The sequence below is a fragment of the Kosakonia sp. MUSA4 genome, from assembly GCF_013085925.1.
Lineage (GTDB): Bacteria > Pseudomonadota > Gammaproteobacteria > Enterobacterales > Enterobacteriaceae > Kosakonia > Kosakonia sacchari_B.
Genome location: NZ_CP025697.1, coordinates 1,175,006 through 1,201,385 on the forward strand (window position 1 = coordinate 1,175,006; position 26,380 = coordinate 1,201,385).

Annotated in this window: 34 protein-coding genes; 12 read left to right on the forward strand and 22 right to left on the reverse strand. The window is 51.8% G+C overall.

The window, feature by feature from the left end; all coding sequences use genetic code 11:
- Positions 1-352: 352 nt before the first annotated feature.
- The 14 genes from C0557_RS05545 to C0557_RS05610 form a co-directional block, all read right to left on the reverse strand.
- On the reverse strand, positions 353-592 hold the full coding sequence (locus C0557_RS05545) for a hypothetical protein (RefSeq protein WP_208657776.1): 240 nt from the start codon (positions 590-592) through the stop codon (positions 353-355).
- Between the two features lie 16 nt (positions 593-608).
- Entirely contained in the window at positions 609-821 is a 213-nt protein-coding gene (locus C0557_RS05550; protein WP_208657777.1) for a hypothetical protein, read from the reverse strand.
- 266 nt (positions 822-1,087) lie between these two features.
- Positions 1,088-1,726 (reverse strand): hypothetical protein, encoded by a 639-nt coding sequence (locus tag C0557_RS05555; protein WP_208657778.1) that lies wholly within the window; start codon positions 1,724-1,726, stop codon positions 1,088-1,090.
- 3 nt (positions 1,727-1,729) lie between these two features.
- The gene (locus tag C0557_RS05560; RefSeq protein WP_208657779.1) at positions 1,730-2,728 is read right to left on the reverse strand and encodes an ImmA/IrrE family metallo-endopeptidase; all 999 of its coding nucleotides are present in this window, start codon (positions 2,726-2,728) and stop codon (positions 1,730-1,732) included.
- Positions 2,729-2,876: 148 nt separating this feature from the next.
- On the reverse strand, positions 2,877-5,240 hold the full coding sequence (locus C0557_RS05565; protein WP_208657780.1) for a replication endonuclease: 2,364 nt from the start codon (positions 5,238-5,240) through the stop codon (positions 2,877-2,879).
- Entirely contained in the window at positions 5,237-6,256 is a 1,020-nt protein-coding gene (locus C0557_RS05570; protein ID WP_208657781.1) for a phosphoadenosine phosphosulfate reductase family protein, read from the reverse strand. Before C0557_RS05570 ends, C0557_RS05565 begins: the two co-directional genes overlap by 4 nt.
- Positions 6,246-7,118 carry a DNA adenine methylase gene (locus tag C0557_RS05575; protein WP_208662803.1) on the reverse strand — a complete coding sequence of 291 codons (873 nt, stop codon included), beginning with the start codon at positions 7,116-7,118 and terminating at the stop codon, positions 6,246-6,248. Before C0557_RS05575 ends, C0557_RS05570 begins: the two co-directional genes overlap by 11 nt.
- Positions 7,118-7,561: a hypothetical protein gene (locus C0557_RS05580; RefSeq protein ID WP_208657064.1), complete on the reverse strand. Its 444-nt coding sequence runs from the start codon at positions 7,559-7,561 to the stop codon at positions 7,118-7,120. The genes C0557_RS05575 and C0557_RS05580 overlap by 1 nt, the downstream gene beginning before the upstream one ends.
- Positions 7,558-7,782, reverse strand: a complete 225-nt coding sequence (locus C0557_RS05585; RefSeq protein WP_208657782.1) for a TraR/DksA family transcriptional regulator — start codon at positions 7,780-7,782, stop codon at positions 7,558-7,560. The genes C0557_RS05580 and C0557_RS05585 overlap by 4 nt, the downstream gene beginning before the upstream one ends.
- On the reverse strand, positions 7,782-8,021 hold the full coding sequence (locus C0557_RS05590; protein ID WP_208657783.1) for a DUF2732 family protein: 240 nt from the start codon (positions 8,019-8,021) through the stop codon (positions 7,782-7,784). The genes C0557_RS05585 and C0557_RS05590 overlap by 1 nt, the downstream gene beginning before the upstream one ends.
- A 3-nt stretch (positions 8,022-8,024) precedes the next feature.
- Positions 8,025-8,231, reverse strand: coding sequence for a hypothetical protein (locus C0557_RS05595; RefSeq protein ID WP_208657784.1), 207 nt, complete (start codon positions 8,229-8,231; stop codon positions 8,025-8,027).
- An 83-nt stretch (positions 8,232-8,314) separates the two neighbouring features.
- Positions 8,315-8,545, reverse strand: a complete 231-nt coding sequence (locus tag C0557_RS05600) for a phage filamentation protein Fil family protein (RefSeq protein ID WP_208657785.1) — start codon at positions 8,543-8,545, stop codon at positions 8,315-8,317.
- The gene (locus C0557_RS05605) at positions 8,535-8,738 is read right to left on the reverse strand and encodes a DUF4761 family protein (protein ID WP_071920381.1); all 204 of its coding nucleotides are present in this window, start codon (positions 8,736-8,738) and stop codon (positions 8,535-8,537) included. Before C0557_RS05605 ends, C0557_RS05600 begins: the two co-directional genes overlap by 11 nt.
- A 32-nt stretch (positions 8,739-8,770) precedes the next feature.
- Complete coding sequence (locus C0557_RS05610) at positions 8,771-9,262, reverse strand: hypothetical protein (RefSeq protein WP_253073784.1); 492 nt, start codon at positions 9,260-9,262, stop codon at positions 8,771-8,773.
- Positions 9,263-9,358: 96 nt separating this feature from the next.
- Between C0557_RS05610 and C0557_RS05615 the strand changes: the two genes are divergently transcribed.
- Positions 9,359-9,553 carry a hypothetical protein gene (locus C0557_RS05615; protein WP_208657786.1) on the forward strand — a complete coding sequence of 65 codons (195 nt, stop codon included), beginning with the start codon at positions 9,359-9,361 and terminating at the stop codon, positions 9,551-9,553.
- A gap of 2 nt (positions 9,554-9,555) precedes the next feature.
- Here the strand turns inward: C0557_RS05615 and C0557_RS05620 are convergent, their stop codons facing one another.
- Complete coding sequence (locus tag C0557_RS05620) at positions 9,556-9,774, reverse strand: hypothetical protein (protein ID WP_208657787.1); 219 nt, start codon at positions 9,772-9,774, stop codon at positions 9,556-9,558.
- A 123-nt stretch (positions 9,775-9,897) separates the two neighbouring features.
- Between C0557_RS05620 and C0557_RS05625 the strand changes: the two genes are divergently transcribed.
- Together C0557_RS05625 and C0557_RS05630 are read left to right on the forward strand one after the other, a co-directional pair.
- On the forward strand, positions 9,898-10,197 hold the full coding sequence (locus C0557_RS05625; RefSeq protein WP_208657788.1) for a helix-turn-helix transcriptional regulator: 300 nt from the start codon (positions 9,898-9,900) through the stop codon (positions 10,195-10,197).
- Between the two features lie 69 nt (positions 10,198-10,266).
- Positions 10,267-11,289 (forward strand): tyrosine-type recombinase/integrase, encoded by a 1,023-nt coding sequence (locus tag C0557_RS05630; protein WP_208657789.1) that lies wholly within the window; start codon positions 10,267-10,269, stop codon positions 11,287-11,289.
- Positions 11,290-11,454: 165 nt separating this feature from the next.
- Here the strand turns inward: C0557_RS05630 and C0557_RS05635 are convergent, their stop codons facing one another.
- A complete protein-coding gene (locus tag C0557_RS05635; protein WP_007373606.1) occupies positions 11,455-11,751 on the reverse strand; it encodes a TM2 domain-containing protein in 297 nt (98 codons plus the stop codon).
- Positions 11,752-11,922: 171 nt separating this feature from the next.
- On the opposite strand from C0557_RS05635, the gene cueR reads away from it, so the two are divergent.
- Positions 11,923-12,330, forward strand: coding sequence for a Cu(I)-responsive transcriptional regulator (gene cueR, locus C0557_RS05640; RefSeq protein WP_208657790.1), 408 nt, complete (start codon positions 11,923-11,925; stop codon positions 12,328-12,330).
- 3 nt (positions 12,331-12,333) lie between these two features.
- Here cueR and C0557_RS05645 read toward each other — a convergent pair whose 3' ends face one another.
- The 5 genes from C0557_RS05645 to tesA form a co-directional block, all read right to left on the reverse strand.
- Positions 12,334-12,792 (reverse strand): NfeD family protein, encoded by a 459-nt coding sequence (locus C0557_RS05645; RefSeq protein ID WP_074776717.1) that lies wholly within the window; start codon positions 12,790-12,792, stop codon positions 12,334-12,336.
- Positions 12,789-13,706, reverse strand: a complete 918-nt coding sequence (locus C0557_RS05650; RefSeq protein ID WP_035887325.1) for an SPFH domain-containing protein — start codon at positions 13,704-13,706, stop codon at positions 12,789-12,791. Before C0557_RS05650 ends, C0557_RS05645 begins: the two co-directional genes overlap by 4 nt.
- 85 nt (positions 13,707-13,791) lie before the next feature.
- Complete coding sequence (locus C0557_RS05655; protein ID WP_208657791.1) at positions 13,792-14,646, reverse strand: co-chaperone YbbN; 855 nt, start codon at positions 14,644-14,646, stop codon at positions 13,792-13,794.
- Positions 14,647-14,707: 61 nt separating this feature from the next.
- Positions 14,708-15,478, reverse strand: a complete 771-nt coding sequence (locus tag C0557_RS05660; RefSeq protein WP_208657792.1) for an SDR family oxidoreductase — start codon at positions 15,476-15,478, stop codon at positions 14,708-14,710.
- A gap of 28 nt (positions 15,479-15,506) precedes the next feature.
- Positions 15,507-16,130, reverse strand: a complete 624-nt coding sequence (gene tesA / locus C0557_RS05665) for a multifunctional acyl-CoA thioesterase I/protease I/lysophospholipase L1 (RefSeq protein ID WP_043956930.1) — start codon at positions 16,128-16,130, stop codon at positions 15,507-15,509.
- Here tesA and ybbA point away from each other — a divergent pair.
- The 6 genes from ybbA to C0557_RS05695 all read left to right on the forward strand — a co-directional run bounded on the left by ybbA (position 16,101) and on the right by C0557_RS05695 (position 23,416).
- Positions 16,101-16,787: a putative ABC transporter ATP-binding protein YbbA gene (gene ybbA, locus C0557_RS05670; RefSeq protein WP_208657793.1), complete on the forward strand. Its 687-nt coding sequence runs from the start codon at positions 16,101-16,103 to the stop codon at positions 16,785-16,787. The genes tesA and ybbA overlap by 30 nt on opposite strands.
- Positions 16,784-19,198: a putative ABC transporter permease subunit YbbP gene (gene ybbP / locus C0557_RS05675; protein WP_208657794.1), complete on the forward strand. Its 2,415-nt coding sequence runs from the start codon at positions 16,784-16,786 to the stop codon at positions 19,196-19,198. Before ybbA ends, ybbP begins: the two co-directional genes overlap by 4 nt.
- A 196-nt stretch (positions 19,199-19,394) precedes the next feature.
- Positions 19,395-20,546: a porin gene (locus tag C0557_RS05680; RefSeq protein WP_074776723.1), complete on the forward strand. Its 1,152-nt coding sequence runs from the start codon at positions 19,395-19,397 to the stop codon at positions 20,544-20,546.
- A 301-nt stretch (positions 20,547-20,847) separates the two neighbouring features.
- Positions 20,848-21,684 carry a MetQ/NlpA family ABC transporter substrate-binding protein gene (locus C0557_RS05685; RefSeq protein WP_208657795.1) on the forward strand — a complete coding sequence of 279 codons (837 nt, stop codon included), beginning with the start codon at positions 20,848-20,850 and terminating at the stop codon, positions 21,682-21,684.
- A gap of 57 nt (positions 21,685-21,741) precedes the next feature.
- Positions 21,742-22,764, forward strand: a complete 1,023-nt coding sequence (gene sfbB / locus C0557_RS05690) for a methionine ABC transporter ATP-binding protein (RefSeq protein ID WP_208657796.1) — start codon at positions 21,742-21,744, stop codon at positions 22,762-22,764.
- Positions 22,757-23,416, forward strand: a complete 660-nt coding sequence (locus C0557_RS05695; protein WP_007373618.1) for a methionine ABC transporter permease — start codon at positions 22,757-22,759, stop codon at positions 23,414-23,416. Before sfbB ends, C0557_RS05695 begins: the two co-directional genes overlap by 8 nt.
- A 58-nt stretch (positions 23,417-23,474) precedes the next feature.
- On the opposite strand, the gene mnmH is transcribed toward C0557_RS05695, so the two are convergent.
- Entirely contained in the window at positions 23,475-24,560 is a 1,086-nt protein-coding gene (mnmH, locus tag C0557_RS05700) for a tRNA 2-selenouridine(34) synthase MnmH (protein WP_208657797.1), read from the reverse strand.
- 322 nt (positions 24,561-24,882) lie between these two features.
- Here mnmH and C0557_RS05705 point away from each other — a divergent pair, with 322 nt between their 5' ends.
- Both C0557_RS05705 and C0557_RS05710 read left to right on the forward strand, forming a co-directional pair.
- On the forward strand, positions 24,883-25,515 hold the full coding sequence (locus C0557_RS05705; protein ID WP_208657798.1) for a hypothetical protein: 633 nt from the start codon (positions 24,883-24,885) through the stop codon (positions 25,513-25,515).
- A gap of 296 nt (positions 25,516-25,811) precedes the next feature.
- The gene (locus C0557_RS05710; protein WP_208657799.1) at positions 25,812-26,360 is read left to right on the forward strand and encodes a hypothetical protein; all 549 of its coding nucleotides are present in this window, start codon (positions 25,812-25,814) and stop codon (positions 26,358-26,360) included.
- The last annotated feature ends 20 nt before the right edge of the window (positions 26,361-26,380 follow it).

Sequence of the window (26,380 nt, forward strand, 5' to 3'; positions counted from 1 at the left end):
CTGTAAGCCGCTCTGAGGCGGCATTTTCCCACCTGCTCCCGCGCGGCCGGAGCGAGCGCGCGGCAATACAGCGCGGCTCAGGCCGCGATTCCGGAGGTATACGACCCCCTGCCTGCCCCCCCAAAGCGCGCGCTTGCTCCCCCGCCTCGCCTGCGCGCTAAACGGGCCTCTTTTTGTGCACTTTTGCAACCCTGCCTGATTCGCAGCAGACTTGGCGAGATAATGGATTAATAGCATCAAAAAAATTGTGCAAAAATGTGCAAGATTGTTCAGGCAGAAGATAATACAGGAAAGCAGGAAAAGCCGCTTTGAATCGCAGCTTTTCCGTTAGGGCTAGTTAATGGCAGCGACATCACACTGCTGGCGGTGTCTCACGGGCGATTGCAGAAAGTATCTGGGCTAAACCAAGGTCTTTATCAGCATTCTGAACCTCCATACTCATCCCTTTTCTACCGGTATGTACGTTGCATATGAAGTTAGTTTTTGTGTCCCGATATACGGTCTTATAATCGAAGACTTCTCCGCTGATATTTAATTTTTCAAAGCACTGGCGAATCTTGGTCGCATGAAAAGGAGTAATAGGGAAAACCATTTTAATTCCTTACAAATTAGTCATATTTGCTCAAGGCGGCAGGGGATATATCTAGTAGTTTTGCAATGTCAGTTTTATTCATTTTTGCATTGCGTAATATGTAAATTAAATTTTTACCATCATCACTAATGCGTCCACCAGGAGTTTTGGCGATGTTTATGATACTTTCAAGAACCTCAACCTTTGCTTCTAGGCTGGCTATTTGTTTTTGAATTGGGCTTATTGCCATGTTGTTTCTCTCTTGTTGATGCTTTGATAACTTTTAAATTTATAGGTTAAGTTTAAAAGTTTGTTGTGTTTTGCTTAACTTACAAGTGGTTGGTGAAAAGGGCATTGATTTAAATCAATTTTCGTGTATTTCTTTTGTGCGCTTTTGAAACTTAGCTGAAGTCGCTTCAGAGCTGGCGCGGAAGGGGATTACTAGAATCAAAAGGAGTGTGCAAAATTGTGCAGCAAGTAAATCAATAAAAAAGGGCTTTGATAGCCCTTATTTTTTTACCTTCCCCACTCCCGATCGGGAAGTCGATCTTTGAAGGCAAGGTAATCGTAAAACTCACGTGTATGGGAAAAAATACATTCGCACATTGCAGCGCCAGAGTTTGAAAGAGCCAGCTTCAACATGCCGTCAGGTTTAGGATTGCTAACCAAATTTTCATAAACTTGAGCCTGATCTGTACCGTGGACACATAACAAAAGCGACGACTCAAATGTAACAACTGCATCCAATAAACGCTGATGAACCACGGCAAGGGCTGGTTGGTTTGCAACAATAGCAGTCAAACAGCGCCGATCACCTGTCATGAAGATAGCTTCCGGGTTCTCTATGCATGAGGCAAGCAATAGCTGTTCGCCTACATCAATTCCGGACACACCCCCCAAAAGCTCAATAAGTTGGGAGTCATGGACTTCCGGGATATCCTGTACAGATTCGATGAAAGCTCCCACCTGCTCGAAAATAACTTGGCTACCACATTTCCGGATTGCTTTATCGGGGTTTTTCGGCAGAAGCTGAAAACGAGCAGCAGGGTTAATGAAGATTTGTTCGGGGGGCTGATTAAAAACCACTGGTAGTTGTGATAAAAGATTGCACTGGGCCAGCTTCAAAATGACATCATTGTCAGAAAGAACAATCACTTATTACTCCCCGATTAGATTTTCTAAAACCTTAAGATCATCTTCGTGGATATTTTCTAAATCCATCCCGCTTTTCATCATGGCCCTCACAAAATCCTGATCTGAGTCTTCACCAGCACAGAGCGATTTGACCGCGTTAACGGCAGCGCCCCAGCAGTTCTGCGCGAAACCATAGTTTAAAGCGATGTGAGTAGGGTCAATGTGATTGGCACTACCATATTTTTGAGCAGCCAGAGCCAGACGAGGCCCATTCAACCGGCCAGCAGTGGGAACGATACGCAAAGATTTCTGCCCCGAAATGACTTGAAACGCAAATTCGTTGGCTTCTTTCTCTACGTTGTCAGTCGAAGCATTCTCAATTTTCGCATCAACATGACATTGCCCGTTTTCTGCGTTCAAATGCCCTCTGGCGATATGGCCTAGCTCATGCGCAAGATCAAACAGCATATAGCCATACTTCTGAGGCTGAGTAAGAACGATCACCGGTCGCCCGTGGCTCATTAATGCAAGTCCAGCCATTTTCTTAGCAGCTTGCGGGAAAGATTTTAGATAAACAACAGGAATACCAATTGAATGGCAATACGATACCAAGCTATCGAGCGATACCCATGATTCCTTAGTAAGGATTTGGGTTCTTATCGCCAAAGGATCCAACACGACACTGGCATCGTAAGGTGTTTTGAAATTAGATGCGACAATGCCCGCTGCAGTATAGGCAACAGCAGTCGCAATATCTAAATCGTTCTCGGCAACATTTTGGCGATGTTTATATTTATGGTTGCCACCAAAATTAAAGCATACCCCTTCGCTACCATCTTTCAGGCTATCCGGGAGAATGCTAAACATACGCGCAAGGTGCAGGCACGCATACTGGCGCCCTGAGGGGGTTTCAGCAAGTTTCTCATCCCACCAATCAGGTAACAATCTGCGGATGTATGAGAGATTAAACCCGGCTTGGCCGAATTTAGAATAAATTTGACTCATCTGATTATGGTTCGTCATAAGAGCCTCCTAACTGCGTGTGTAAGCGAAATGCCATTTATTATTAACTTAGTTATGACACAAAAACGCGCACACTATAAGCAGAAAACGGCGAAAGTCATAACTATTTTGGTTGTGCGAAAAGTGAGTAATTGCTTCTTAGAGCGGCTTATATCGGCTTAGTTCCGCGAAATGCAGCTTTCATCCTGTGCACAAGGTCACTTGTTTTTTGCTTCGCCGCCATCACCTGCGACGACAGCTTATTCAGCCCGGAAGCGGCGCGGTTGCCGGATATCAGATGCCCGTCCCGTACGATCATAACGAGATCACCGCATGCCACTGACGCACCGGCCATCATCGATCTGACCATTCCGGCGCTTGCATCAATCCCGCGCAGCGCCAACAATTCCCTGATTTGCAGCTCTTTAACTGATAGCCCGGCCTCTTCTTCCCGTTCCGGTGGCCGCTTTTTACGCTTACTCCGCACTTCATTACTAAGCCGCTGCGCCAGCTCCCTCTTTTCTTGGCGGGAAAGTGACTCAAAATTCACCGTCTCGCCCACTTCGTGATCGGCATGTTCAACATCGTCAGTACCTGCCGCTGGATCCCGCGTACAGTTATTGACAGAACTCCGAGGGGCGGCGTTGCCGCCTGAAAAACCAACGTCAACGGCCACACCGTCAGTGCTCAGGCGCTTCGGCACGATTTTGTATTGAGTGGTGCGGGTGAAGATCAAAGAGTCATTGCCCGTAATCGGGCAGTAGATACCGGTGATTCGCTGGACGTTATCGCCGTAAGCGTTGCCGTTTTCGGTGGTTTCATAATTCAGACGGATGCGCAGCTTATCGCGCTCAACCAACGGGCCACCCTGGGCTAACACGTAGTTATCCCATTCACCACCGTTAGCAGCCTGCCGGGCGGTTTCCAGTTCAGGGTGTAACACCAGTTCACGATCACCCAGGCGGCGAAGTTCGCGATATACCGTGACCGGCGCACCACCGATCTGCTGAAATTGGCGAATAGACCAGCGCGACGCCCACGCGCTGACGCGGAGTGACATTTCTTTCAGGTCTTCCCCAGTTTCGTCGTCCTTCTCACCATCCAGCGCGAAGCCGTCGATATTCTTCGAAATGTATTTCGCTATGTAGCCAGTTGCACTGCCATGGGCATCGTCGATCGGCACAACCTGAAAGCGGTTTTCCTGCGCTCCTTGTTCGTGTCCGTCTTCTTTCAGAGCATATTTACGGAAGATTTCGCGTGCCTGTTCGATGCGTTCAGGGCGCATGAAAAGGAGTAAATGCCAGTGCGGCGTTGCATCGTGGTGCGGTTCAACCACACGGAAGCCAAAGACACGGATCCCTTTTCTCTTCCACGCGGCGCGGGTTCTCGCCCAGACCTTGCAAAGATATTGCTGGGTTTCACGTGGTGACGCGCCACAGTATTTATTATTGCGGCGCCCGTTATGCTGCATGGAGTGATAACGGGAAGGGGCTGTCAGCGTGTAGAAGTCACCGGCCAGCCCTTCCAGCTTCGCCAGATCTTCAAATCCGCGCATTCTCGTCATGAGTTCGCGGCGACGGTTTGCCGGATTGGCAACACTACCGGCGACTTTATCGATCAAGGAAATGCGTTCGCCCGTGTCCTGGTCTTCCAGCTCCATAGCCTTAAGGTATTCACGGTTGGCCTTTTTCTGGGCCAGCCATTCCGTTAGGCAAGGGGCGCTACTATAGGGGGCGGATTTTTTCTGGACGTATCCCGCCGCGATCATCAAATGCTCACGCCAGCGGGCATGGATACGGCGCAGGCGGCTTAACCACCATTGCGGTGACTCAAGGCGAAGCACCGCGCGTAACGCGTCCTCCGCTTCCAGTTCTTCATTGCAATAGGCTGTCCAGCCGGGGACTGGTGTTTTCAGATGTACCGCCAGCGACGCAATACGGCCATAGCCAGAAAGCGCAGCAAGCTCAGGATCGCCGGTACGCGCCAACTGATGATCGGACTCGCGTATAAACTCGCTTGTGAAGATATCGGTAAGCGTATAAGCCAGTCTTTTTAACTCTTTTTTCCCTGCCCAGAGCATACGAAAAAGCTGCTCGCGGATTGGCAGCAGAATGCCTGGCATCACGCTATCAGGCTGGTAAAGACTGTTCACACTGTCAATACGCGTTAATACGTGGCGTTCAAAGGTATTTACCAGCCAGAGATCAGCCGCTTTGCGGTTTTTCGCGTCCAGCGCATCCAGCTTCGTAGCAAAGTGGCGGCGGACATACTGCGGAAGAGAAGCCAGACGGCGGCGCAACAACTTACTACGTTCCAGCTTTTCGTCCTCTTCGCACAGGTCGGCTATATCAATGTGCTTGCGGGTGCCGTCCGGTGTAAGGTAATCAAAGCCGCTAATGGAAATCGGCACATCACGACCAATAGCCTGGCGGGGTTTGTTCCACTCATAGGCGTACCGGGTAGCATCATCAGAGCTACCCGGAAACGGAGGCGGTGGAGAGGGGGCGCGACGGCCACGGGCTTCCGCGGTCATTCGCAAACTCCGGCATAAATGCTGCTACAAACTGCCATGTCATTAGCGGAAGCGAGTAAATCAAACTGACTTCCTCCGCGTGTTGTAAGCGCCCAGTCACGATAACTTTCTATTCCGTAGGCTTCGACCGTGATGACATCAATTCTTCTTTCGGCACGTTTGGGGTCATGTGTGGAGGGGAAAAATGTGGAATTTCCACGGCGTGAACACGCCGCTACAAGTCGTTCCCATGAGGCCACACGCTTAACTTCCTCCGGCCAGCGCTGAAAGATTTCCGCCAGCTCAGATTTTCGTGCATGGATACAGGGCATGCAGCCGACACGAGAACAACCTTGCTGATAGAGGGGATTGGGTTTTATTCCATGGCGCTTCGCAATTGCGAATACATCTTCATGCAACCAGCTTAGGATCGGGCGAAATACATGCAGGCCCGGCGTGTTATCTGCATCTTCCTCCCAGACGGGTAAACCGGCCCGCGCCGCTGATTCCTGCGCGCGAACACCCTGCCAGCTAATTACCTCGTCGAATTCCTCCAGCGCAGGCAATACCACCTGAGTACGTACAGGTTCATGTTTGAGATCAAAGGTACAAAAACGGGCTTTAGCGGAAGGAAAACGGCCTTTCCACATGCACAGATCCAGAAAAGGAACGCCAGTCGGGTGCAGGATTTCCAGCGCCATTGCAACACGTTCCGACGCCTCATCGGCAGACATACCGCATTCTTCAACCAGTGAGACAGGCCAGCGCTCTGCGATGAACCTGCGTTTTCCCTCAATCCGCTGAGTGAAATCGGCCTTTACACGCCTTATTACCCCTAACTTTTGTTCCAGATAATCCAGGTATTCCATCGTCTGTGGATGTTCATGCCCGGTATCAGCAAAAACTTTTACAGGTGATAAGCCATGCTCAACGGCGTACAGGCATTGGGCCAGGCTGTCCTTACCTCCTGACATGGAGATGATGTTGATGGTGTTTTTGGCGAAACATATTTCCGGGATGGGGTGCTTATTTGGCATGAATCCTCCCGGCATCTGAACCATTGAAGCCATTGGCCGGATCGAAACCAATCCACGAGGTATATGGTCTGCTGTTCGAAACGGCGATCACTTCAGGGGCTTTTTTCCCATTGCCAGCAGCAACACCAATACTCCGCGATGCGCGTATGCGATGGATGGTGAACGCGCGATACAGTGAGGAAACCAGCATTGTGTCGGCGTTGGATGCGATAACCGGAAAACCTTCCTCCGCTAGCTGCGTTAGCACGGATGCCAGGCAATACTGATCGTCCTCACTAAAACCTTTGGTGTGATACGCAGAAAACACGCCGTCATACGGTGGATCGCAGTAAACAACATCACCGGCCTGCACCATGCTCAACGTTTCTTCAAACCCCGCACAGATGAAGGTTGCGCGTGTGGCTTTGTCAGCAAATGCACGTATCTCAGCTTCAGGGAAATAGGGGGCGCGGTAGTTGCCATATGGCACATTAAAACCGCCACTGCCGTTATAGCGGCACAGGCCACGGTAACAATGGCGATTCAGGTACAGAAAATAAGCCGCTCTGGTGCTGAGTGGCAGAGCAGCATCCTGATTAAATGTGTCCCTGATGTGGTAATAGTCGTCAGAGGTGGGGTAGCTTTCGAAAACGATCTGAGCCAGCTCAATGAATGCTTCGTAATCGCTGGCAATGGTGCGATAGAGATTAATCAGATCAGGATTGATATCTGCAACAAGATAGGCCGGATAGTCAGTTGCCATCATCACCGCACAGGAACCCGCGAAAGGTTCAACCAGGCGACGGCGGCCTGCGGGAAGATGCTCTAACAGGTCTGGCATAATGGCGGTTTTATTGCCCGCCCATTTGAGAATGGTGCTAATCATGATGCACCACCTTCTGACGATTTTGACGGTAAGCGGGCATCATCTGCATATTCCCATTTTCCGTCCGGAGAGACTAACGCCCCACCAGAAGTCCCATCCTGTGGGTTACGGTAAGCCGCAAGACCAATAGGGTGCAGGATCTCCCGGTTGATTCTTTCAAGCAGCCCCATGGCGCTGAGCTGGTTCCAGTCCAGCCATGAACAGCCACCAATTTTTTCGCGATCGGCTGGCTGTTTTGGAACTTGCTGAGTAACCAGTTCCTCCCAGCGAGTTACCGTTGGCGCAACAATAGTTATTCGTGTAAGTGAGCGGCGCTCGCGCAGTTCCAGTGCCATGGCGATTTCGTGAGTAGTTGGCTCAACCCCTTCAATTGAACCGGCAATAATTTCGTTGATAACGGCATCCGGCAAAGGTTTAACATTCAGTTTTGTGTTGTTCACAGTGCACCTCTGTAGTGTTTTGTTTTTAATTCGCTAAGGCTCTGGCAGGTCACGCACAGCTCTACCCCAGGTACGGCAATACGGCGTGCTTCCGGTATTGGCGCGCCGCAACAACCGCAGGTCAGGCGGGAAACGGAAGTTGGTTTGCTGCGGGCGTTCAGGATGTGGCGCTCCCGCTCCTCATGTTCGTACTGCTGCGCAATATCAATTTCGTCCGCCATCAGAGGATCTCCCCGATGGCATTGGCTACGTTGATCGCCTCTTGTCTCAGAAGCTCACTGGCTTCTTTGTAGCCGAGCTGGCGGCTGGTAATTCTTCCAGCCAGCGAATCCAGCCTCGCAGCCATGGCCTCCATGCGGGCGCGGCGCTCATCCATGCGGGCGGCAGTCAGCAGATCGTTCAGACCGGCATCATCGGGGCCGATTTTTGTTGTGCGGGTTTCGATATTTCGGCGTTGCATCTTTTAAGCTCCGTATGCAGACGATGAGGAATGGCGCTGCAATTCTTCAATGCAGTGCTGACGCAGGTTCTTAACGAAATCTTCAGCAATAGAACCGTGAGCGGATAATGTTATTTCGCCGTCGCGCTGGGTTTTTATTGTCAGCCCCTCGCTTTCTATAGCTGGCAAAATAATATGCAGAATGAAATTAAACTGATCTCGTCTCGTCATGATGTTTTCTCTTTTCAAAGATGAGTTAATCCGCCACCGTTTTTAATCGGTGGTGATAGCAGGAACGATTTTTTAAGACCGAATTACTTAACCAGTTTTTTAATTAATTCGACCAGTGCGGTAGCAAATCCTTTATTAATCTTTTGGACATAAACAAAAGGTTTATTCAGTCCTTTGATAAATTGAACTTTCGCCGGTTCGGGCTTAAAAAATCTCCCGTCCGGAGTTTCGAGCCATCCGCGCGAGTTCTTAAAGTGTGTGACCTGACAGCCATTGCGCAGGAGGCTTGCCAGTGTTGGGCCGTCATCGTGCATTGTTGCCCCCTTGCTTTAACATGCTGTCTACCGTTTGCATTGCTTCGGCCAACGCGAAATCGCGGCCAAAATAATTGCCGTCATTAGATATCACATACGTATTTGACATTGTTATGGGATTACGCGGGCACTTTTGAATAGTGAACCCGCGATATACATAACTATGTCGGCTGAGTTGAATTAATTGGCTCATTAACGTGTCCGCTTATTATTCGTTATTAATAATCAGACTCGCCCGGATTGAGTGGCGCGACTATTCCTTTTCAATACAGTGTGCTTATTACCTGTGGTGCGCCGGTAACTTGCCTTATCGCGCATTAATCTGTCGATATAGTGTTTTTCTTCCGGGGTAACCAGGGCGCGACAGTGAGCGACGGCCTCCCAATATTCCTGAAGCATAATAAAACGCTTCGGGCGCTTAGAGCCTGGCATACCTTCGCGGTGCACAGGTAACTGAGCGCGATCCATCAGATTGCGAACCGATTTGAGTGTGCGTCCTGTGAGGTAGGCAAACTCAACAGGTGTTACAAAAATCTGTTTCTGTAACTCTTCGGTGTTCATATCGCGGATGCTTTCTGCTTGCGAAGCGGACATTTTGCACGTCCGAGCCACGCGTGCCGGGTCTAACGGAAATTGTCTGCTCACGTCTGGAATTAAATTATCTTGCATATCAAACCCCATGTTTTCGTTAAGAATTTTTCCGGGGTTTTTACCCATGCCCCGGCGCATGGTTCTGTGGTATTTTGTTTTTTGCCCATTTTGGTTCTGACCGGAATTAATGGGTTTTCAAAAATACAACAGAGGGAATTACTGATGACTCATGAAGAAAAAGTACTGTTCCTTTTTTCTCAGACTTGCACTGTGCTCAGCTCACAAAGCACACCTCAAAGTTCACCGCTAGGCGGCGCTGCGATACGCCTCTCTCCGGCAACATACCTAACGCGTAATTTCGATGAGGTTTACTCTGCTTTAGCGCAGAAGCTCAAAGAGAAACTGGATCAGCAGTAATCTCATTTAAGAGTTGCTGCTATTTCAAGTACTTTCCAAAAGTCAGAGCCAGAGAGTGCGTAATTAGACTCTTTGGCTTTTTTTTCAATAAAATCAACCAGCTCAACTGCTAAATCAACTTTCTGGCGCGGTGTCATCTGCAAACTTCCTTGCTCCCCACCTGAGATCTCACATTTATGTTGAGATCCGGTCTTTAATTCGTTTTCTCGTGTTTGTGCCATTTGGTAGACTCCTTTGTTAACGCTAGTTGAGGCTTATTAAGTCTGACTTTGCGTAATGTGTCATATGTTGTAGTTAAGCAATATATGACTTGATACGTATAAATATGACGAGAACTCATCATCATGTCAATCACGCAAGGCGAAAAACTGGGGCTTATCAGGGATTCTGAACGCCTATCAAAAAGGCAACTAACTGATTTGGTTGGCTTAAATTACTCAACTTATGTTGGTTATGAACTTGGCAGAACCAAGATGACTTTAGAGTCTGCCATCAAACTTTTTGGTCACCCTCGATTCCACAAATACCAAGACTGGTTTATGTATGACCGCACTGATCCCGACCGGGGCCAGATTGCTCCGGCTCTCGCACACTCTGGGCGAGAAAGAACGGAATCAGACCCCTCCGAGAAACAGACTGGCTAACAATTTATAAACATTACATTTTCACTATTTGTTACCAGGATAGTGATATGACCGTTGGAGAGATTTCTTATGTCGATTAAGAAACTTGAAGATGGTCGCTATGAAGTGGACGTAAGGCCTCGCGGGCGCGACGGAAAGCGCATTCGGAGGAAGTTTGAACGTAAGGCGGATGCTCATGCTTTTGAGCGAAGCATTATTGCGAAGTACCAGAACCATGATTATCTGAACCGGCCTGCGGATAAGAGGCGGCTTAGTGAGTTCATCTCGCTGTGGTGGCTGCTGATAGGGCGGAACAAGAGTTATGCAAACCGGCGTCTAAGCGCTGTAAATTGCATCTGCAAAGATATGGGGGATCCGATGATTTATCAGATTGATGCGCGATGCCTTATTGATTATCGCGCGTACAGACTGGAGCAGGGCATTAAGGCTTCAACCATAAACCATGACCTGTTTGCATTGAGTGGTGTTTTTAAATCAATGGCAGAGATAGACGAGTTTCATGGTGAAAACCCCGTATCAGCAATAGCTGCCCTGAAAGAGCCGAAAACAGAGATGTCATATCTCACTCAGTCTGAGGTCGATAATCTGCTTTCCATGACCAAAGGTGATTACTACCGTATCGCAGTTTTGTTGCTGGCGACCGGCGCGCGGTGGGGGGAAGCTCATCAACTTAAAGCTGAGAACATTGTTGGCAATAAGGTCGTGTTCACGCTCACGAAAAACGGGGAAAGGCGGGTTGTCCCTATTTCTGACGATATAGTGAAAATTGTCAGTGTCCGTGAATCAGGCAAGCTGTTCCGCGTGAGCTATTCCAGGTTCCGGCGGTTGATGAAGCTGGCAAAACCTAACCTGCCTGACGGACAGGCGGCACATGCGCTGCGGCATACCTTCGCCACTCATTTCATGATGAAGGGCGGGAACATCATCGCATTGCAAAGAATCTTAGGGCATTCGGATATTTCACAAACCATGACGTATGCGCATTTTGCACCTGACTATCTACAGGACGCAGTGAGCTACAATCCGCTTAGTGACGTGTCCACATTGTGTCCACACAATGGAGGCAATTCGGGGGTTTTGAAGGTTAGTTGAGTATCTAAATTGTTGAATTGGTGCGGTGCGTTGCGGCACTGCGCCACTTGACAACCCACCATCAAGGGGAAGGTCAAGGCTTTATGTTCACGGTGATGCCATTAGCGGTTTATAAACAACAAACCCCGCATCGGGCGGGGTTTGTTGATTGTCAGCGAGTCAAACTCAACCGTATTTACGGGCAAATTCCTGATCGGAGTTGCACAGATAAATAATAAATTCGACGAAAGAGATGATCGCCGGAATAAAGGTCCAGCAAAACAGAAGATAAAGGATCCCCTGTCCTGGTTTCCCTAAATAAAACTTGTGTGCACCAAAACCACCCAAGAAGAAGGCGAACAACGCGGCGGAAATTCGGCTTTTCTTTCCGGCAATATTTTGTGGCGCGCCGCAATGCGGGCAGGCCACCGCTTCTTTATGTATTTCCTTTCCGCAACCACGGCAAAACGCCATATCACTCATAAACACTCCTGTGTGTAAATCATTTATCATTCTTTGAAACATCCGGCTACATGTTATAGCGAAGCGGCAAGGTGGGTAAATAAAAAATATATTAGTTACATGGATATATTTGGTTGATTACATGATTGCGATTTATATTATAAATCAGAGGTTCGGCAGCAAGGTGAAAAAATGAATATCAGCGATGTGGCAAAAAAAACCGGTTTAACCAGCAAAGCGATTCGTTTTTATGAAGAGAAAGGGCTGGTGACGCCGCCGCTGCGCAGCGAGAACGGCTACCGCAGCTACAGCCAGCAGCATCTGAACGAACTGACGCTGCTGCGCCAGGCGCGGCAGGTTGGTTTTAACCTTGAGGAGTGCGGCGAGCTGGTGACGTTGTTCAACGATCCGGCCCGCCACAGCGCCGATGTGAAAGCGCGGACCTTACAAAAAGTGGCGGAGATTGAGCGTCATATTAAGGAATTACAGGTCATGCGCACGCAGCTGCTGGCGCTGGCGGATTCCTGCCCTGGCGATGACAGCGCCGACTGCCCGATTATTGATAACCTTTCCGGCTGCTGCCATCACGCGAAGGGGTGAGCGCTATTTGCTCACGGCTTTAACCCGCAGCGTAATGCCTTCCACGGCAATCACTTCGACGTGCGTACCGGCGGCGAGATCGTCGTCGGCGCTGACCGGCCACGAACTGTCGCCGACGCGCATATGGCCGCGCCCATTAACCAGTGCGTTATCTAACTGAAAGCGGCGTCCCATCAGCTGTTGCCCGCGCAGATTAAGCGAGGCATCGGCGGGTTTCTGCTGTTTCACCCGGCTGCTCAGCCATTTCCACCATAGCCAGGCCGCCAGCAGGGTGAGCAGGGCAAACAGCACCCCTTGCCACTCCCAACTGAAAGGAATGAGCCACGCCAGCAAACCGGTGATCACTGCCGCCACGCCGCTCCACAACAAATAGCCGTTACCGCCGAGCATTTCAGCGGCGAGCAGCAATCCGCCCAGCACCAGCCAGGCGAGGTGGGTGTGTTCGAGCAGCATCGCGATCATCGTTTAGTCCGCTCGCTGGAGCTGTCTTTGATAAGCTCGGCGATCCCGGCGATCGAGCCCATCAGGCTGCTGGCATCCAGCGGCATCATCACCACCTTGCTGTTATTCGCAGAACCTATTTGTTGCAGCGCTTCGGTGTATTTCTGCGCCACAAAGTAGTTCACCGCCTGAATATCCCCGGCGGCAATGGCCTCCGAAACCATCTGCGTCGCGCGAGCTTCCGCTTCGGCAGAACGTTCGCGCGCTTCAGCTTGCAAGAATGCCGATTGACGATCGCCTTCCGCTTTCAAAATCTGCGACTGTTTTTCCCCTTCGGCTTTGAGAATTTCCGCCTGGCGAATCCCTTCAGCTTCAAGAATATAAGCGCGTTTGGTACGTTCGGCTTTCATCTGCGCGTTCATCGAGGCAATCAGTTCTGCCGGTGGGCGAACGTCGCGGATCTCAATACGGGTTACCTTCACGCCCCACGGATTGGTGGCTTCATCGACGATGTGCAGCAGGCGCGTATTGATGCTGTCGCGCTGCGAGAGCATCTCGTCCAGCTCCATCGAGCCGAGCACCGTACGAATGTTGGTCATCGTCAGGTTGATAATTGCCAGTTCCAGATTGCTGACTTCATAAGCGGCGCGCGGCGCATCGATCACCTGAATAAAACAGACCGCGTCGATGGTGACGTTAGCGTTATCTTTCGAGATAACTTCCTGCGAAGGGATATCAAGAACCTGCTCCATCATATTGATTTTACGACCAATACGATCCATAAACGGCACCACCAGGCTCAGGCCCGGCTGCAGGGTTCGGGTAAAGCGACCAAAGCGTTCTACCGTCCACTGGAAACCTTGCGGTACGATTTTGACGCCGGAAATAACTACTACCAGCGCGACAAAGATAAGAACCAGAATGACGATTGGCATCAAAAAAACCTCCTGTTTAATTTGATGCCATCTTAGCCCGATTTGGCGATCAAAGCAGCACGATCGCCAAATTTAGCAGGGGGAATTAGTAGAGCAGGGAGTAAAGCTGGCGGCGGTATTTCGAGGCCAGCGCGTCGCCGGTTCCCAGTGCGGCAAGAATTTCTTGCAGCATTTTACGCGCTTCGCCGTTGGCGGCACTGAGATCTTTGCGCAGGTGGCTGAACAGCAACTCCAGCGCTTCTTCGTTGCGCCCGACCTGATGCAGTTGCAGCGCGAGTTGTGTGGCCAGCAGCGCGTCCTGCGGATTGTCGGCAACCTGTTTTTGTAACTGCTGGATCTCCGGCGTATCGGCGGCTTTTTTCAGCAGTTCAATCTGCGCGACCAGCCCCTGATAGCGGGTATCCTGATCCTGTAACGGGATGGTTTTCAGCACGTTTTCGGCTTCATCCGCGCGGTTCAATACAATCAGTGTTTCCGCCAGCAGCAGGCCGATTTCGCTGTTTTGCTGCGAAAGCTGCCAGGCCTCTTTCAGCAGCGGCAACGCTTCTGCGTGCTTGCCTTCCTGCATCAACTGCATCGCCTGTTGCGCTTTCAGTTCCTCTTCACGCGGCAGGACTTTATCCAGCAATGCGCGGATGGCTTCTTCCGGCTGCGGCCCCTGGAAACCATCAACCGGCTGGCCGTTCTGGAACAGGTAGACGGTAGGAATGGCGCGCAGACCAAACTGCGACGCCACCATTTGCTCGGCGTCGCAATCGACTTTCGCCAGAATAAACTGTCCGTTGTACTGCGCGGCCAGGCTTTCCAGCACCGGTGTCAGTTGCTGGCAGTGCTGGCTACGATCGGACCAGAAATAGAACAGCACTGGCGTGCCCATCGACTGCTCAAGCACCTGTTGCAGATTCACTTCGGTAATATTGACAATATTCTGTACGGACATAGGAAATTCTCTGTTTTTTAACTCATTGTTCTTACATGGGGGAGGATATTGCGCCTTCAACTCACCCCTGCAAAATTTTATCCATCATGCGCCCAGGCAGCAGGCGTTTCAGCAGGCTCACCGCCCAGGTCACCAGCGTAACCGGATAGCGCATTTTGGGATGCGCGCTTTCAAAAGCATGGCGCACTTTTGCCACTACCGCCTCTGGGCCAAGGGTAAAACGTGCCGCGATGCCGGGGTTTTCCACGGGTTTGTCGCGCTGCGTCTGATTAACGTTGTCGGTAAAACGGGTACGGATAGGGCCCGGCTCAATCAGGCTTACTTTGACGCCGCTGTGGCGTAGCTCCATTCGCAAAGCGTCGGACCAGGCTTCCAGCGCATACTTGCTGGCGGCATAAGCGCCGCGGCCGGGCGTAGAAATAAGCCCCATCACCGATGAGGTCATCACAATGCGGCCTTCGCCGTGCGGCGTCATGGCGGGCAGCAGGCGCATCGTCAGTTGGTGGGTGCCGAAAAAGTTACTGGAGAACTGCTGTTCCAACTGCTGGCGGCTGATGGTTTCCAGCGAGCCGTAAACGCCGTAACCCGCGTTATTGAACAGGCCATACAGGCGGTTGTCGGTCAGAGCGATCACTTCATCGGCGGCGCGATCGACGCTCGCCGGATCGTCAAGATCCAGCAAAATACCGGTAAAGCCTTCCTGGTTCATGCGGGCGACATCGTCCACTTTGCGGCAGGCAGCCAGTACGCGGAACCCCTGGCGTTTGAGTTCGCGCGCGCTTTCCAGACCGATACCGCTGGAACATCCTGTTATTAAGACCGTTTTTTGCATAACTTTACCTGCGGGCGTGCCTGAATGCTCAGGAGTCGTGGTTAACTAAGGGAGCCAGTCGCGTCGCCATCCAGTCGGCAATAAACGGCTGGGCATCGCGGTTGGGATGAATACCATCATCCTGCATCCATTGTGGTTTCAGATAGACCTCTTCCATAAAAAATGGCAGCAGAGGGACATCCAACTCTTTGGCGAGCTTAGGATAAATGGCGCTGAACGCCTCATTATAGCGGCGACCGTAGTTGGCGGGCAGCCGAATTTGCATTAACAGCGGTTTTGCATTGGCGGCTTTGATTGCCTGCAATATCTGACGCAGCGTCTGTTCTGTCTGCTGTGGCGCAAAACCGCGCAGGCCATCGTTACCGCCCAGCTCGACCAGTACCCAATGCGGCTGATGTTCTTTAAGCAGCGCGGGCAGGCGAGACAGCCCTTGTTGCGAGGTATCCCCGCTGATGCTGGCGTTCACCACCGTCGGCTTCTGCTGCCATTTGTCATTGAGCAGCGCGGGCCACGCCGCGTTCGCCGCCATGCGGTAACCGGCGCTCAGGCTGTCGCCCAGAATCAGTAACGTGTCCGCCGCCGCGGCGCGAAAGGTTAACAAAAGCAACAACAGGAAGGGCAAATGCCAGCGGAAAACATTGTTGAAGTTCATCGTCTTAAGAAGTCCGTCGGTCAGGGGGAGCATGAGCTTTCCATCCTTACCGGAGTTGAGCTTGTTGTCAAACCAGCCGAGACCATCGCCCTGATTGGCGAATCGGGGTCCGGTAAATCGACCCTGCTGGCGATCCTTGCCGGGCTGGATGATGGCAGCAGTGGGCAGGTTCATCTGCTGGGTAAGCCGCTGCATGCGATGGATGAAGAGGCGCGAGCGACACTGCGGGCGCAGAATGTGGGTTTTGTTTTTCAGTCATTTATGTTGATTCCCACGCTTAACGCGCTGGAAAACGTAGAGCTGCCCGCCTTGCTGCGCGGAGAAAACGGCGGCCAAAGCCGCGGCAGCGCCAAAGCCCTGCTGGAAGAGCTGGGGCTGGGCAAGCGCCTCGATCACCTGCCTGCGCAACTTTCTGGCGGCGAGCAGCAGCGAGTGGCGCTGGCGCGCGCCTTTAACGGCCGCCCGGCCGTGCTGTTTGCTGATGAACCCACCGGTAATCTCGATCGACAGACCGGCGACAAAATCGCCGACCTGCTGTTTTCCATGAATCAGCAGCACGGCACAACGCTCATTCTGGTGACGCACGATCAGCAACTGGCGGCGCGCTGCGGCCGGCGTTTACGCCTGGTCAACGGCGAACTGCGGGAGGAAGCATGATTGCCCGCTGGTTCTGGCGTGAATGGCGCTCGCCCTCGCTGCTGATTGTCTGGATGGCGCTCAGCCTTTCTGTCGCTTGCGTGCTGGCGCTCGGCAATATCAGCGATCGGATGGAAAAAGGGCTGAGCCAGCAGAGCCGCGACTTTATGGCTGGCGATCGGGCGCTGCGCAGTTCCCGCGAAATCCCATCGGCATGGCTGGATGAGGCGCGCAAACTTGGCCTGAAAGTGAGCGAGCAAATCAGCTTTAACACCATGACTTTCGCCGGAGATACGCCGCAACTGGCGGATGTGAAAGCGGTCGACGATCTTTACCCGCTTTATGGCGAGCTGCAAACCCGTCCGGCCGGGCTGAAGCCGCAGGTGGGCAGCGTCTTGCTGGCACCACGGCTGATGGCACTGCTCAATTTGCAGGTTGGCGATACGATCGATGTTGGCGATGCGACGTTACATATCGCCGGTGAAGTGGTTCAGGAACCGGATTCCGGTTTCAACCCCTTCCAGATGGCGCCGCGCCTGCTGATGAATACGGCGGATGTGGCGAAGACCGGCGCCGTACAGCCAGGGAGCCGGGTAAGCTGGCGCGCAAAATTTGCCGGTACGCCCGCGCAGCTCAATGCCTACGAAAAGTGGTTGCTGCCACAGCTAAAACCGGAGCATCGCTGGTACGGCATGGAACAGGATGAAGGGGCGCTCGGTAAATCGCTCCAGCGTTCGCAGCAGTTTCTGTTGCTTTCGGCGCTGCTAACCCTGCTGCTGGCAGTGGCTGCGGTGGCCGTGGCGATGGGGCACTACTGTCGCAGCCGTTACGATCTGGTGGCGGTGCTGAAAACCCTTGGCGCCGGGCGGGCGCAACTACGCAAACTGATTGTTGGTCAGTGGCTGTTGGTACTGGCGCTGGCAGTGGTGACGGGCGGCGTGCTGGGGCTGGCCTTTGAAAGCCTGTTGATGGTGCTGCTCAAACCGGTGCTTCCCGCTGCGTTGCCGCCTGCCAGCCTGTGGCCGTGGTTGTGGGCAGTTGGCGCGGTGGGGGTGATTTCGCTGTTGGTGGGATTGCGTCCTTATCGCTTGCTGTTAGCCACGCAGCCGTTGCGCGTATTGCGCCGCGATGCGGTGGCGAACGTCTGGCCGCTGAAGTTCTATATTCCAGTCATCTGCGCCGTGGCGGTTTTGCTGCTGGCCTGGCTGATGGGCGGCAGTATGCTGCTGTGGTCGGTGCTGGCGGGGGCAGTGGTGCTGGCATTGTTGTGCGGCGTGGTCGGCTGGCTGCTGCTCAATGTTTTAAAGCGGCTTACCCTGAAAGCGCTGCCGCTGCGTCTGGCAGTGAATCGCCTGCTGCGCCAACCGTGGTCAACCCTGAGCCAACTGTCGGCATTTTCCCTCTCTTTTATGTTGCTGGCGATGTTACTGGTACTGCGCGGCGATCTGCTGGATCGCTGGCAGCAGCAGTTGCCGCCGGAAAGCCCAAACTATTTCCTGATCAATATCGCGCCGGAACAGGTGGCGCCAATGAAAGCGTTCCTGGCGGAACATCATGTGCGCCCGGAATCGTTCTATCCGATTGTGCGAGCCAGGATGACGCAGATTAACGGTCAATCCACCGAGGGAAATCAGGATGAAGCGCTGAACCGTGAACTGAATCTTACCTGGCAGCAGCAACGACCGGAGCATAATCCGATCACCGCTGGAAGCTGGCCGCCAAAATCGGGTGAAGTGTCTGTTGAAGAAGGGCTGGCAGAACGGCTTGGCCTGAAGCCGGGCGACAGCGTAACCTTTATGGGCGATACGCAGGAGTTCAGCGCCAGAATCAGCAGTTTGCGTAAAGTTGACTGGGAAAGCATGCGACCTAATTTCTTCTTTATCTTCCCGCAAGGGGCGCTGGATGGTCAGCCACAAAGCTGGCTGACCAGCTTCCGCTGGGAAAATGGTAACAGCATGTTGACCCAGCTCAACCGGGAATTCCCCACCGTCAGCCTGCTGGATATTGGCGCAATTTTAAAACAGGTCGGTCAGGTGCTGGAGCAGGTAAGCCGGGCGCTGGAAGTGATGGTGGTGCTGGTCACTGCCTGCGGTCTGTTGCTGCTGCTGGCTCAGGTTCAGGTAGGCATGCGTCAGCGTCACCAGGAACTGGTGGTTTATCGCACGCTGGGCGCAGGAAAACGGCTGTTGCGCGCCACGTTATGGTGCGAATTTGCCTTGCTGGGCGCGGTCTCCGGGTTGGTGGCGGCCATTGGCGCGGAAACGGCGCTGGCGGTACTGCAAACCCGGGTGTTTGATTTTCCCTGGCAGCCGGACTGGCGGCTGTGGATCACCCTGCCGCTGTGTGGCGCGCTGCTGCTCTCCGTCTGTGGCGGTTGGCTTGGTGCGCGTCTGCTAAAGGGCAAAGCACTGTTTCGTCAGTTCAGCAGTTAATCATTTCTCAATAACTTCTTAACGAAAAACACACCATTGATTCTGATGGTGTGTTTCCATTTCAAAGTGTAAATACTTGGTTTCAAAGTATTTAGTAGCACAAAAAATCAAAAAATCCCCAACAGACGCGAACTTTTAGACGTTAGTATTTGGCCGCTAGTACTTACTAGTGGAGTCTATCCATCAAGGAAAAACCATGAAAATAAAAACAACCGCCCTGGCGACAGCCATTGGCGCAGCAGTGGCATTAACATCTTTCGCAACTCAGGCGGAAATCACCCTTCTGAAACAGGATCCACAGGCTGGCGATCCGCTGAGCCGTCTGAACTTCACCGTTGGGGGTTCTATCCGTCCGCAGTTCGATAATGCGATGGGCAACAGTGACAAAGGCTCGTACAAACGTAACGGCTATGATGGCGGTACCCGTTTTCGTTTCGCCTCCGACTATTACCTGTTTGATGATATTAGCTGGGTAAGCTACTACGAACTGGGTGTGAACATTCCTGCGCTGTTCGACTGGGATAATCACTACGCAGCAGGTTCTACCAATACTACCCGTCGTATGCTGTACACCGGTCTGAAAAGTAAAACCTGGGGTACGATGACCTTTGGTCAGCAGAACAGCGTTTATTACGATGTGGTGGGCGCGAAAACCGATATCTGGGATTACGACATGAAAGCCCAGGCGCCGGGTAACGGTATCAAAGGTGATTACGACGGTTCTTACCGTTCACGTAAGATGCTGAAATACAAAAACACCTTTGGTGATTTTGATCTCTATGCCGCTTACCTGTTCTCCGATAGCGATCTGTTGCTGAAAAACAGCAGCATCCGTTACAAACGTAATGGCGGCGGTTCACTGGGTGTGGATTACCACATTGCCAAAGACCTGACCTGGGGTACGGCGTGGAACTACACCAAAGCCAATGTGCGTAACAGCAGCACTGGCGATACTGACTCCTACAGCCAGAACATCTATGGTACAGCGCTGAGCTGGACGCCGGATAACTGGACCTTCTCCTTCGGCGGCGGCTGGTACGAAAACTTCCTGACCACCGGTCAGAAAAATGTTCACGACTACTTCGCGGGCGACGCGTGGGGTATTGAATATTTTGCCGGTTATAAAATCCCGGTGGGTCAGTACGCGCTTAAATATGTTCAGCCGTACGTGATGGGCGACCGTTTGCAATACACCACTGGCCGCGACTATCAGCGTATCGACAACGGCGTCGGTGTGACCTTCCAGCTGGATTACGGTTTCCGTGTCGATTACGAACACGTATTTACCAGCAGCAGCGACAAGTCTCTGGCTGATATGAACATTGTTCGTCTGCGTTACGACTTCTGATAAGTCAGGCGCTGCCGGGTTTAGCGCTTAGTTTAAATCCGGCAATGCTTATCAATAAAAGGCATAACGAAACGGCGTATTACCCGCGAAAAGTGGGGCTTTTCGTTATGCTTCATCACCTTATCCTGAAAATATCTCCCCACCATTCAGTGACATAGTTCACAGCATAGTGAATTTTTTTCAATTACCGCTGGGCCGCGTTTGTGCCATCTTATCCTCCAGCCTTATTCACAGGGTGAAAATGGAACGCGGCGCATTGCACGTCGCGCCACACAGCATCTCAACTCGTTAGGGAGAATTTATGGGACGTCGTCTCAGCTTACGCGCTACCTTCGGCGCACTACTTCTGGTATGCGGTTTACCTTTTGCTCACGCCAGCAGCGATCCGCACACTATTGTCTTTGGCGTTGCGCCCGGTCCTTACGGCGATATGGTGAAACAGGCGATCGCGCCGTCGCTGAAAGAGAAGGGCTATAAAGTGGTGGTACGTGAATTCAGCGATTATGTGCAACCCAACATGGCGCTGGCGAACGGCAGTATTGATGCGAACCTGTTTCAACACAGCCTCTATTTTGACAAATTCACCGCGGATAAGGGGCTGAAGTTAAGCAAACTGATCAGCGTACCGACGGCGGGAATGGGTTTTTATTCGCGTAAAATCAAAAGCCTGGATGAGTTGAAAAAGGGCGATATTGTCACGCTTTCCAACGATCCGACCAACCTGGCACGCGGGCTGCGTTTCCTGCAATCGCTGGATCTGATCACCATTAAAGATTCGATTGATCCGACTAAAGCCTCCGAGCGTGATATCGCCAGCAACCCGAAAGGGCTGGTGTTCAAACCGCTGGAAGCGGCACAACTGCCGCGCACGCTGGATGGGGTGACCGCTTCACTGGTTAACGGTAACTTTGCTATCGCCGCCGGGCTGAAGCTCTCTTCCGCACTGAAGCAGGAACATCTGGATGAAAATCTGAAGAATATCATTGCAGTACGTACGGAAGACGCCGATAAACCCTTCGCGAAAGATATTATTGAAGTGGTGAAATCACCGGCTTATCGCGCAGTTATTGACGATCCCAATAACGTTTATGGCGCTTTCCAGAAACCCGACTGGATGACGCAAGCGGACAAGAAATAAGTTTCCGCTTGATTTGACTGGCAGGCTGCGGCCTGCCTTTTGTCGTTTGAGGTTTGCATGATTGAGATAGAGAAGGTTTGCGTCGATTTTCCCGCAGGTCGCGGGAGCGCAAGTGCTACGCGCGCCGTTGATACGGTCTCGCTGCGCATCGCCGCAGGTGAAATTTTTGGCATTGTCGGTACCAGCGGCGCGGGCAAGAGCACACTGCTGCGCACATTAAATGCACTCACGCGTCCCAGCCAGGGCCGCGTAAATATTAATGGCGTGGAAATCTCCGCGCTGGATGGTGCAGCGCTGCGCCAGGCGCGTCAGCGCATTGGTATGATTTTTCAGCACTTTAATCTGATGCACACCCGCACGGTGGCGCAAAACGTGGCCTTTAGCCTGAAAGCAGCGGGCTGGGAGCGCAGCAAAATCGCCCCGCGTGTAGCGGAAATCCTGCAACTGGTTGGGTTGAGCGATAAAGCGCATCGTTATCCGGCACAGCTGAGCGGCGGGCAAAAACAGCGTGTAGGTATCGCGCGCGCGATTGCCAACCATCCGGATGTATTGTTGTGCGACGAGCCGACTTCTGCGCTGGATCTGGAAACTTCCGCCACCATTCTGGCGCTGCTAAAACAGATCAACGAACAACTGGGGATCACGATTGTGCTGATCACCCATGAGATGAATGTGATCAAATCGATCTGCGATCGTGTGGCGGTCATGTCAGGCGGTAAAGTGGTGGAAGAGGGGGAAGTATTTGATATTTTCGCCCATCCACAGCATGCATTCACCCAACAACTGGTATCGCACACGTTGAACCTGACGCTACCGGAGCGTTTACAACAACATTTGCCGGGGCAATTGCTGAAGATCCTGTTTATTGGCGACTCCGCTGAACAGCCGGTGCTCTCCGATGCGGCGGTGAAATTTGGCGTGGCGGTGAATATTCTGCACGGCAAAATTGAGTATATCGGCGAGCGCGCGCTGGGGATGCTGGTGGTGCAATTGTCCTCTGCTGAAAATCCGCATCGGGTGGCAGAAGCCGTTGATTACATTCGCAACCGTACCGCACAGGTGGAGGTGATCCGTGGATGATTTACTGGCCGATTTAAGCCTGGCTTTTGGCGAAACCTTCCAGATGTTGAGCATCTCGACGGTGCTGGCGATTGTTGGTGGTTTGCCGTTAGGTTTTTTGATTTTCGTAACCGATCGCCACCTTTTCTGGCAAAATCGCGCGGTTTATTTAATCAGCTCTGTGCTGGTCAATATTATCCGTTCGGTGCCGTTTGTCATCCTGCTGGTGTTGCTGCTGCCGTTAACCCAATGGCTGCTCGGCAATACCATTGGGCCGATTGCCGCTTCCGTGCCGCTGTCTGTCGCGGCTATCGCTTTTTACGCCCGGCTGGTTGATAGCGCGCTGCGTGAAGTGGACAAAGGGATAATCGAAGCTGCCGAAGCCTTCGGTGCCAGCCCGCTACGCATTATCTGTACGGTGCTGCTGCCGGAGGCCAGCGCTGGCTTACTGCGCGGTCTGACTATCACGCTGGTGAGTCTGATTGGCTACTCGGCCATGGCGGGAATTGTCGGCGGTGGCGGCGTGGGCGATCTGGCGATTCGTTACGGCTACTATCGTTATGAAACGCAGGTGATGATTGTCACGGTGGTGGCGCTGATCGTGCTGGTGCAGGTGGTGCAGATGTTGGGCGACTGGCTGGCAAAACGCGCCGATAAGCGCGATCGTCATTGATATCCCACGAGCGGGTTCATGCGGTCGGCCCGCTCGCCGCGCAGAGTGAGGGATCGTATTACTGCTGGTTATTTTGCGCCGCCAGCCAGGCGGCCGTTTCGTCGAAATTGCCGCGGAAGATAATATCTTTCGCGCGCTTTTCTAACTGATAGCGATACATCGGGTCGTAATACTCTTCAAGCAGCGGCGCGAGCCACACAAAGTGCGCGCTTGTGTTACCGGTGCGCTGTTGTTGAATCAGCGCTTCCTGCTGGCGGGCGCTAAGCTGTGCGAAACGCTGTAGCCCAAGACGGCGGCGAATCGCAAACAGACCGTGGCGCAGGTACTCTGCGTAAGCCAGCCAGCCTGCTTCTTCACCATCGCGCTGGATAAAGGCTTGTGACATCTGCAAAAAATAGTCGTTACGCAGGCGCTCAAGCCGCTGCTCAAACGGCTCTTCCACCACCACCAGCGGCGATTGCGCCATGCGCTCACGCAGTATTGCTGGCAGATGGTTCGCGCCAATCGCGTGCCCTTCATCCTCCAGCAGCCAGAAGACGGGAGACGTTTTCAGCAGTGCCGCAGCCAGTTGATTTTCAAAACTGGCCTGCGAAAGTTGCGCTTGCAGTGTGCGGCCAAACGACGAGCCGCGATGGCGGGCAAGCTCCTCAAGATCGATCCCGTTACGTCGGGATGCCACCAGTAACGTTTTGCCGCTGCCGGTACAGCCGCCAATCAGCAACAGCGGGCGCTGCAAACGCTGATGTATCGCCTCTATTGCTGCCTGACGCAAAGCCTTGTAGCCGCCAGTGACCAGCGGATAATCAACTCCTCGCTCGCGTAACCACTGCTGAACGATGTGCGAACGCTGACCGCCGCGCGCGCAGCACAGATAGCCGCGCGGATTTTGCGCGCAGGCCTGGAGCCATGCCTGCATTCGTTGTTCCCGTAATTCGCCCTGAACCAACTGATGACCCAGACGCAACGCTGCTTCCGGCCCCGCTTTTTTGTAGCAGGTGCCGACGGCGGCGCGCTCGCTGTCGTTCATCAGCGGCAGGTTGATGGCGCCAGGCAGGGCGCCCTGGTGAAACTCAATCGGTGCGCGGACATCAATAAGGGGAGTGGTATCACGCAGGATAGTCAGGTAATCCGTCGTGTCGTTCATGAGGCTTCCTTCTGCAAAACGCTGGCGGTAACCGCCGCGTGCAGATTTTACGCCTGAAGCGGCGGAGAGCAAAGGCAGGGGAAGAGGGTTCTTTATCTGCGTTCGGAATATTGCTGTGATATTCCAAATCCTATCCAGATTCAATCTCTGAGAGGGGGACGGGGAAATAATTTTTATTTAGTGATATTTTAATAATATTAAGTATCTTATGCAGGGTGAGTATTATCTAATTAATTAATAGCAATTAGCTTGTGGTCTGTTTATCTGTAAATTATATTTTATATGTTATTATTAATTTGAGTTAAATAAACAAGGACAGGCTATGTTTAAATGGTTCAAGAGGTTTGGACGGTTGTGCTGTGGGCCTAAAAATAAGGAGGCTCCCGCTTACTTTTATTATGATATAGGAACGAGCTTTAAATGTTGGTTCACCGATCCAGGCAACAATAAGTTCTCATCATTTTATTATTATGACACGGAAACGAGTGAGTTTTGCCGAATTCGACTGGAGTTGAACCGTCGAACGAACCGCCATGACGATGGAAGAGCCGCCGTTTTTTATCGCAATAATAGAATAGTTGGTTTTTCATCACGTGATGACCTTGATGTTAGCCCGCGTGCGTGGCACATTCAAAATACATCATCAGGTAGCCGATTATTTTATAGAAACCATCTGATTCTTGAGTCGGAGCCTGGGCCGAATGCGCAACATGTTTATGACTGTTCTGATTCGAGCCCATTCATCCATGCAGGAAATCCGGTCATTCCTCTTGAAAACGCCGTTTTACCTCCAGGCGTCATGATGGAACATTTACTGCATTTAGCCAGAGTTTCCACTTCCTGGAAACGCGATCTTTATCTTACGGCTAAAGATGCCACACCTACTCAACTGGCGTATAAAATTCTGGCGGCAGTCAATATCCCTCTGAATGACGCGAATGTCTCGAATGTTTGACGCGATCGCTTCGGGCATATACAAAGAGTGAAAAGAATAACCCCGGTGTAGTGTTATACGCGATGTAGCATATCTTATGATTTATTTACCGGGGCATTGAGCTTACATCTGCATGCTGGTGATAACTGCCAGCTTGCAGAATCGGATTATCGACACGAATAAAGCTGAACCGTTGAAATGTCTTATTAGTGTATTGTTTTTAACTTATTTAATGCTTCTCTAATTGTGGTTAGGTAATGGTTATGGGCAGTATTTACCAGCTAGTTTGCTTTAATTAAATATACAATGGAGGATGTATGTTTAAATGTTGGTTTACTGCACCGAAAAATAAAGGGTTTTCATCCTTTTACTATTATCAGCCCGATACGAAAGAATTTTGTCGTATCCGTCTGGAACTCAATCGCTATTCACGGGGACGGGATGATGGCAGGACCTCGGTTTTCTATCATCCCTACAGAGCAGTGGGTTTTTCTGCCAGAAATGATCTTGATTACAACAAGCGACAACTGTGGCGTATCCATAAAATAGGCAAGGGCGATCGTTTACTTTATCAAGGGGGGCTTTTACTCAATGCTGAACCTAATAGAGATGAGAAATATATTTATGATAGTGCCAATACGTGTTTGGGGATTCATAAAGGAAACCCGGTGATTCCTTTTGACGAAGCGATATTACCGCTGGGTATCAGGAAATATCATTTGCTGAAATTAGCGAAAATCGCCGTTATGTGGAAAAAAGATATTTATCTGACGCCAAAAAATGCCTCCCCCGAACAGTTGGCAAATAAAATTCTGGCGGAGATTAATTTCCCGCGGATGATTTGTGATGTTGTGGCGCGGATCTGATATGTGTACAGGACGTTCAG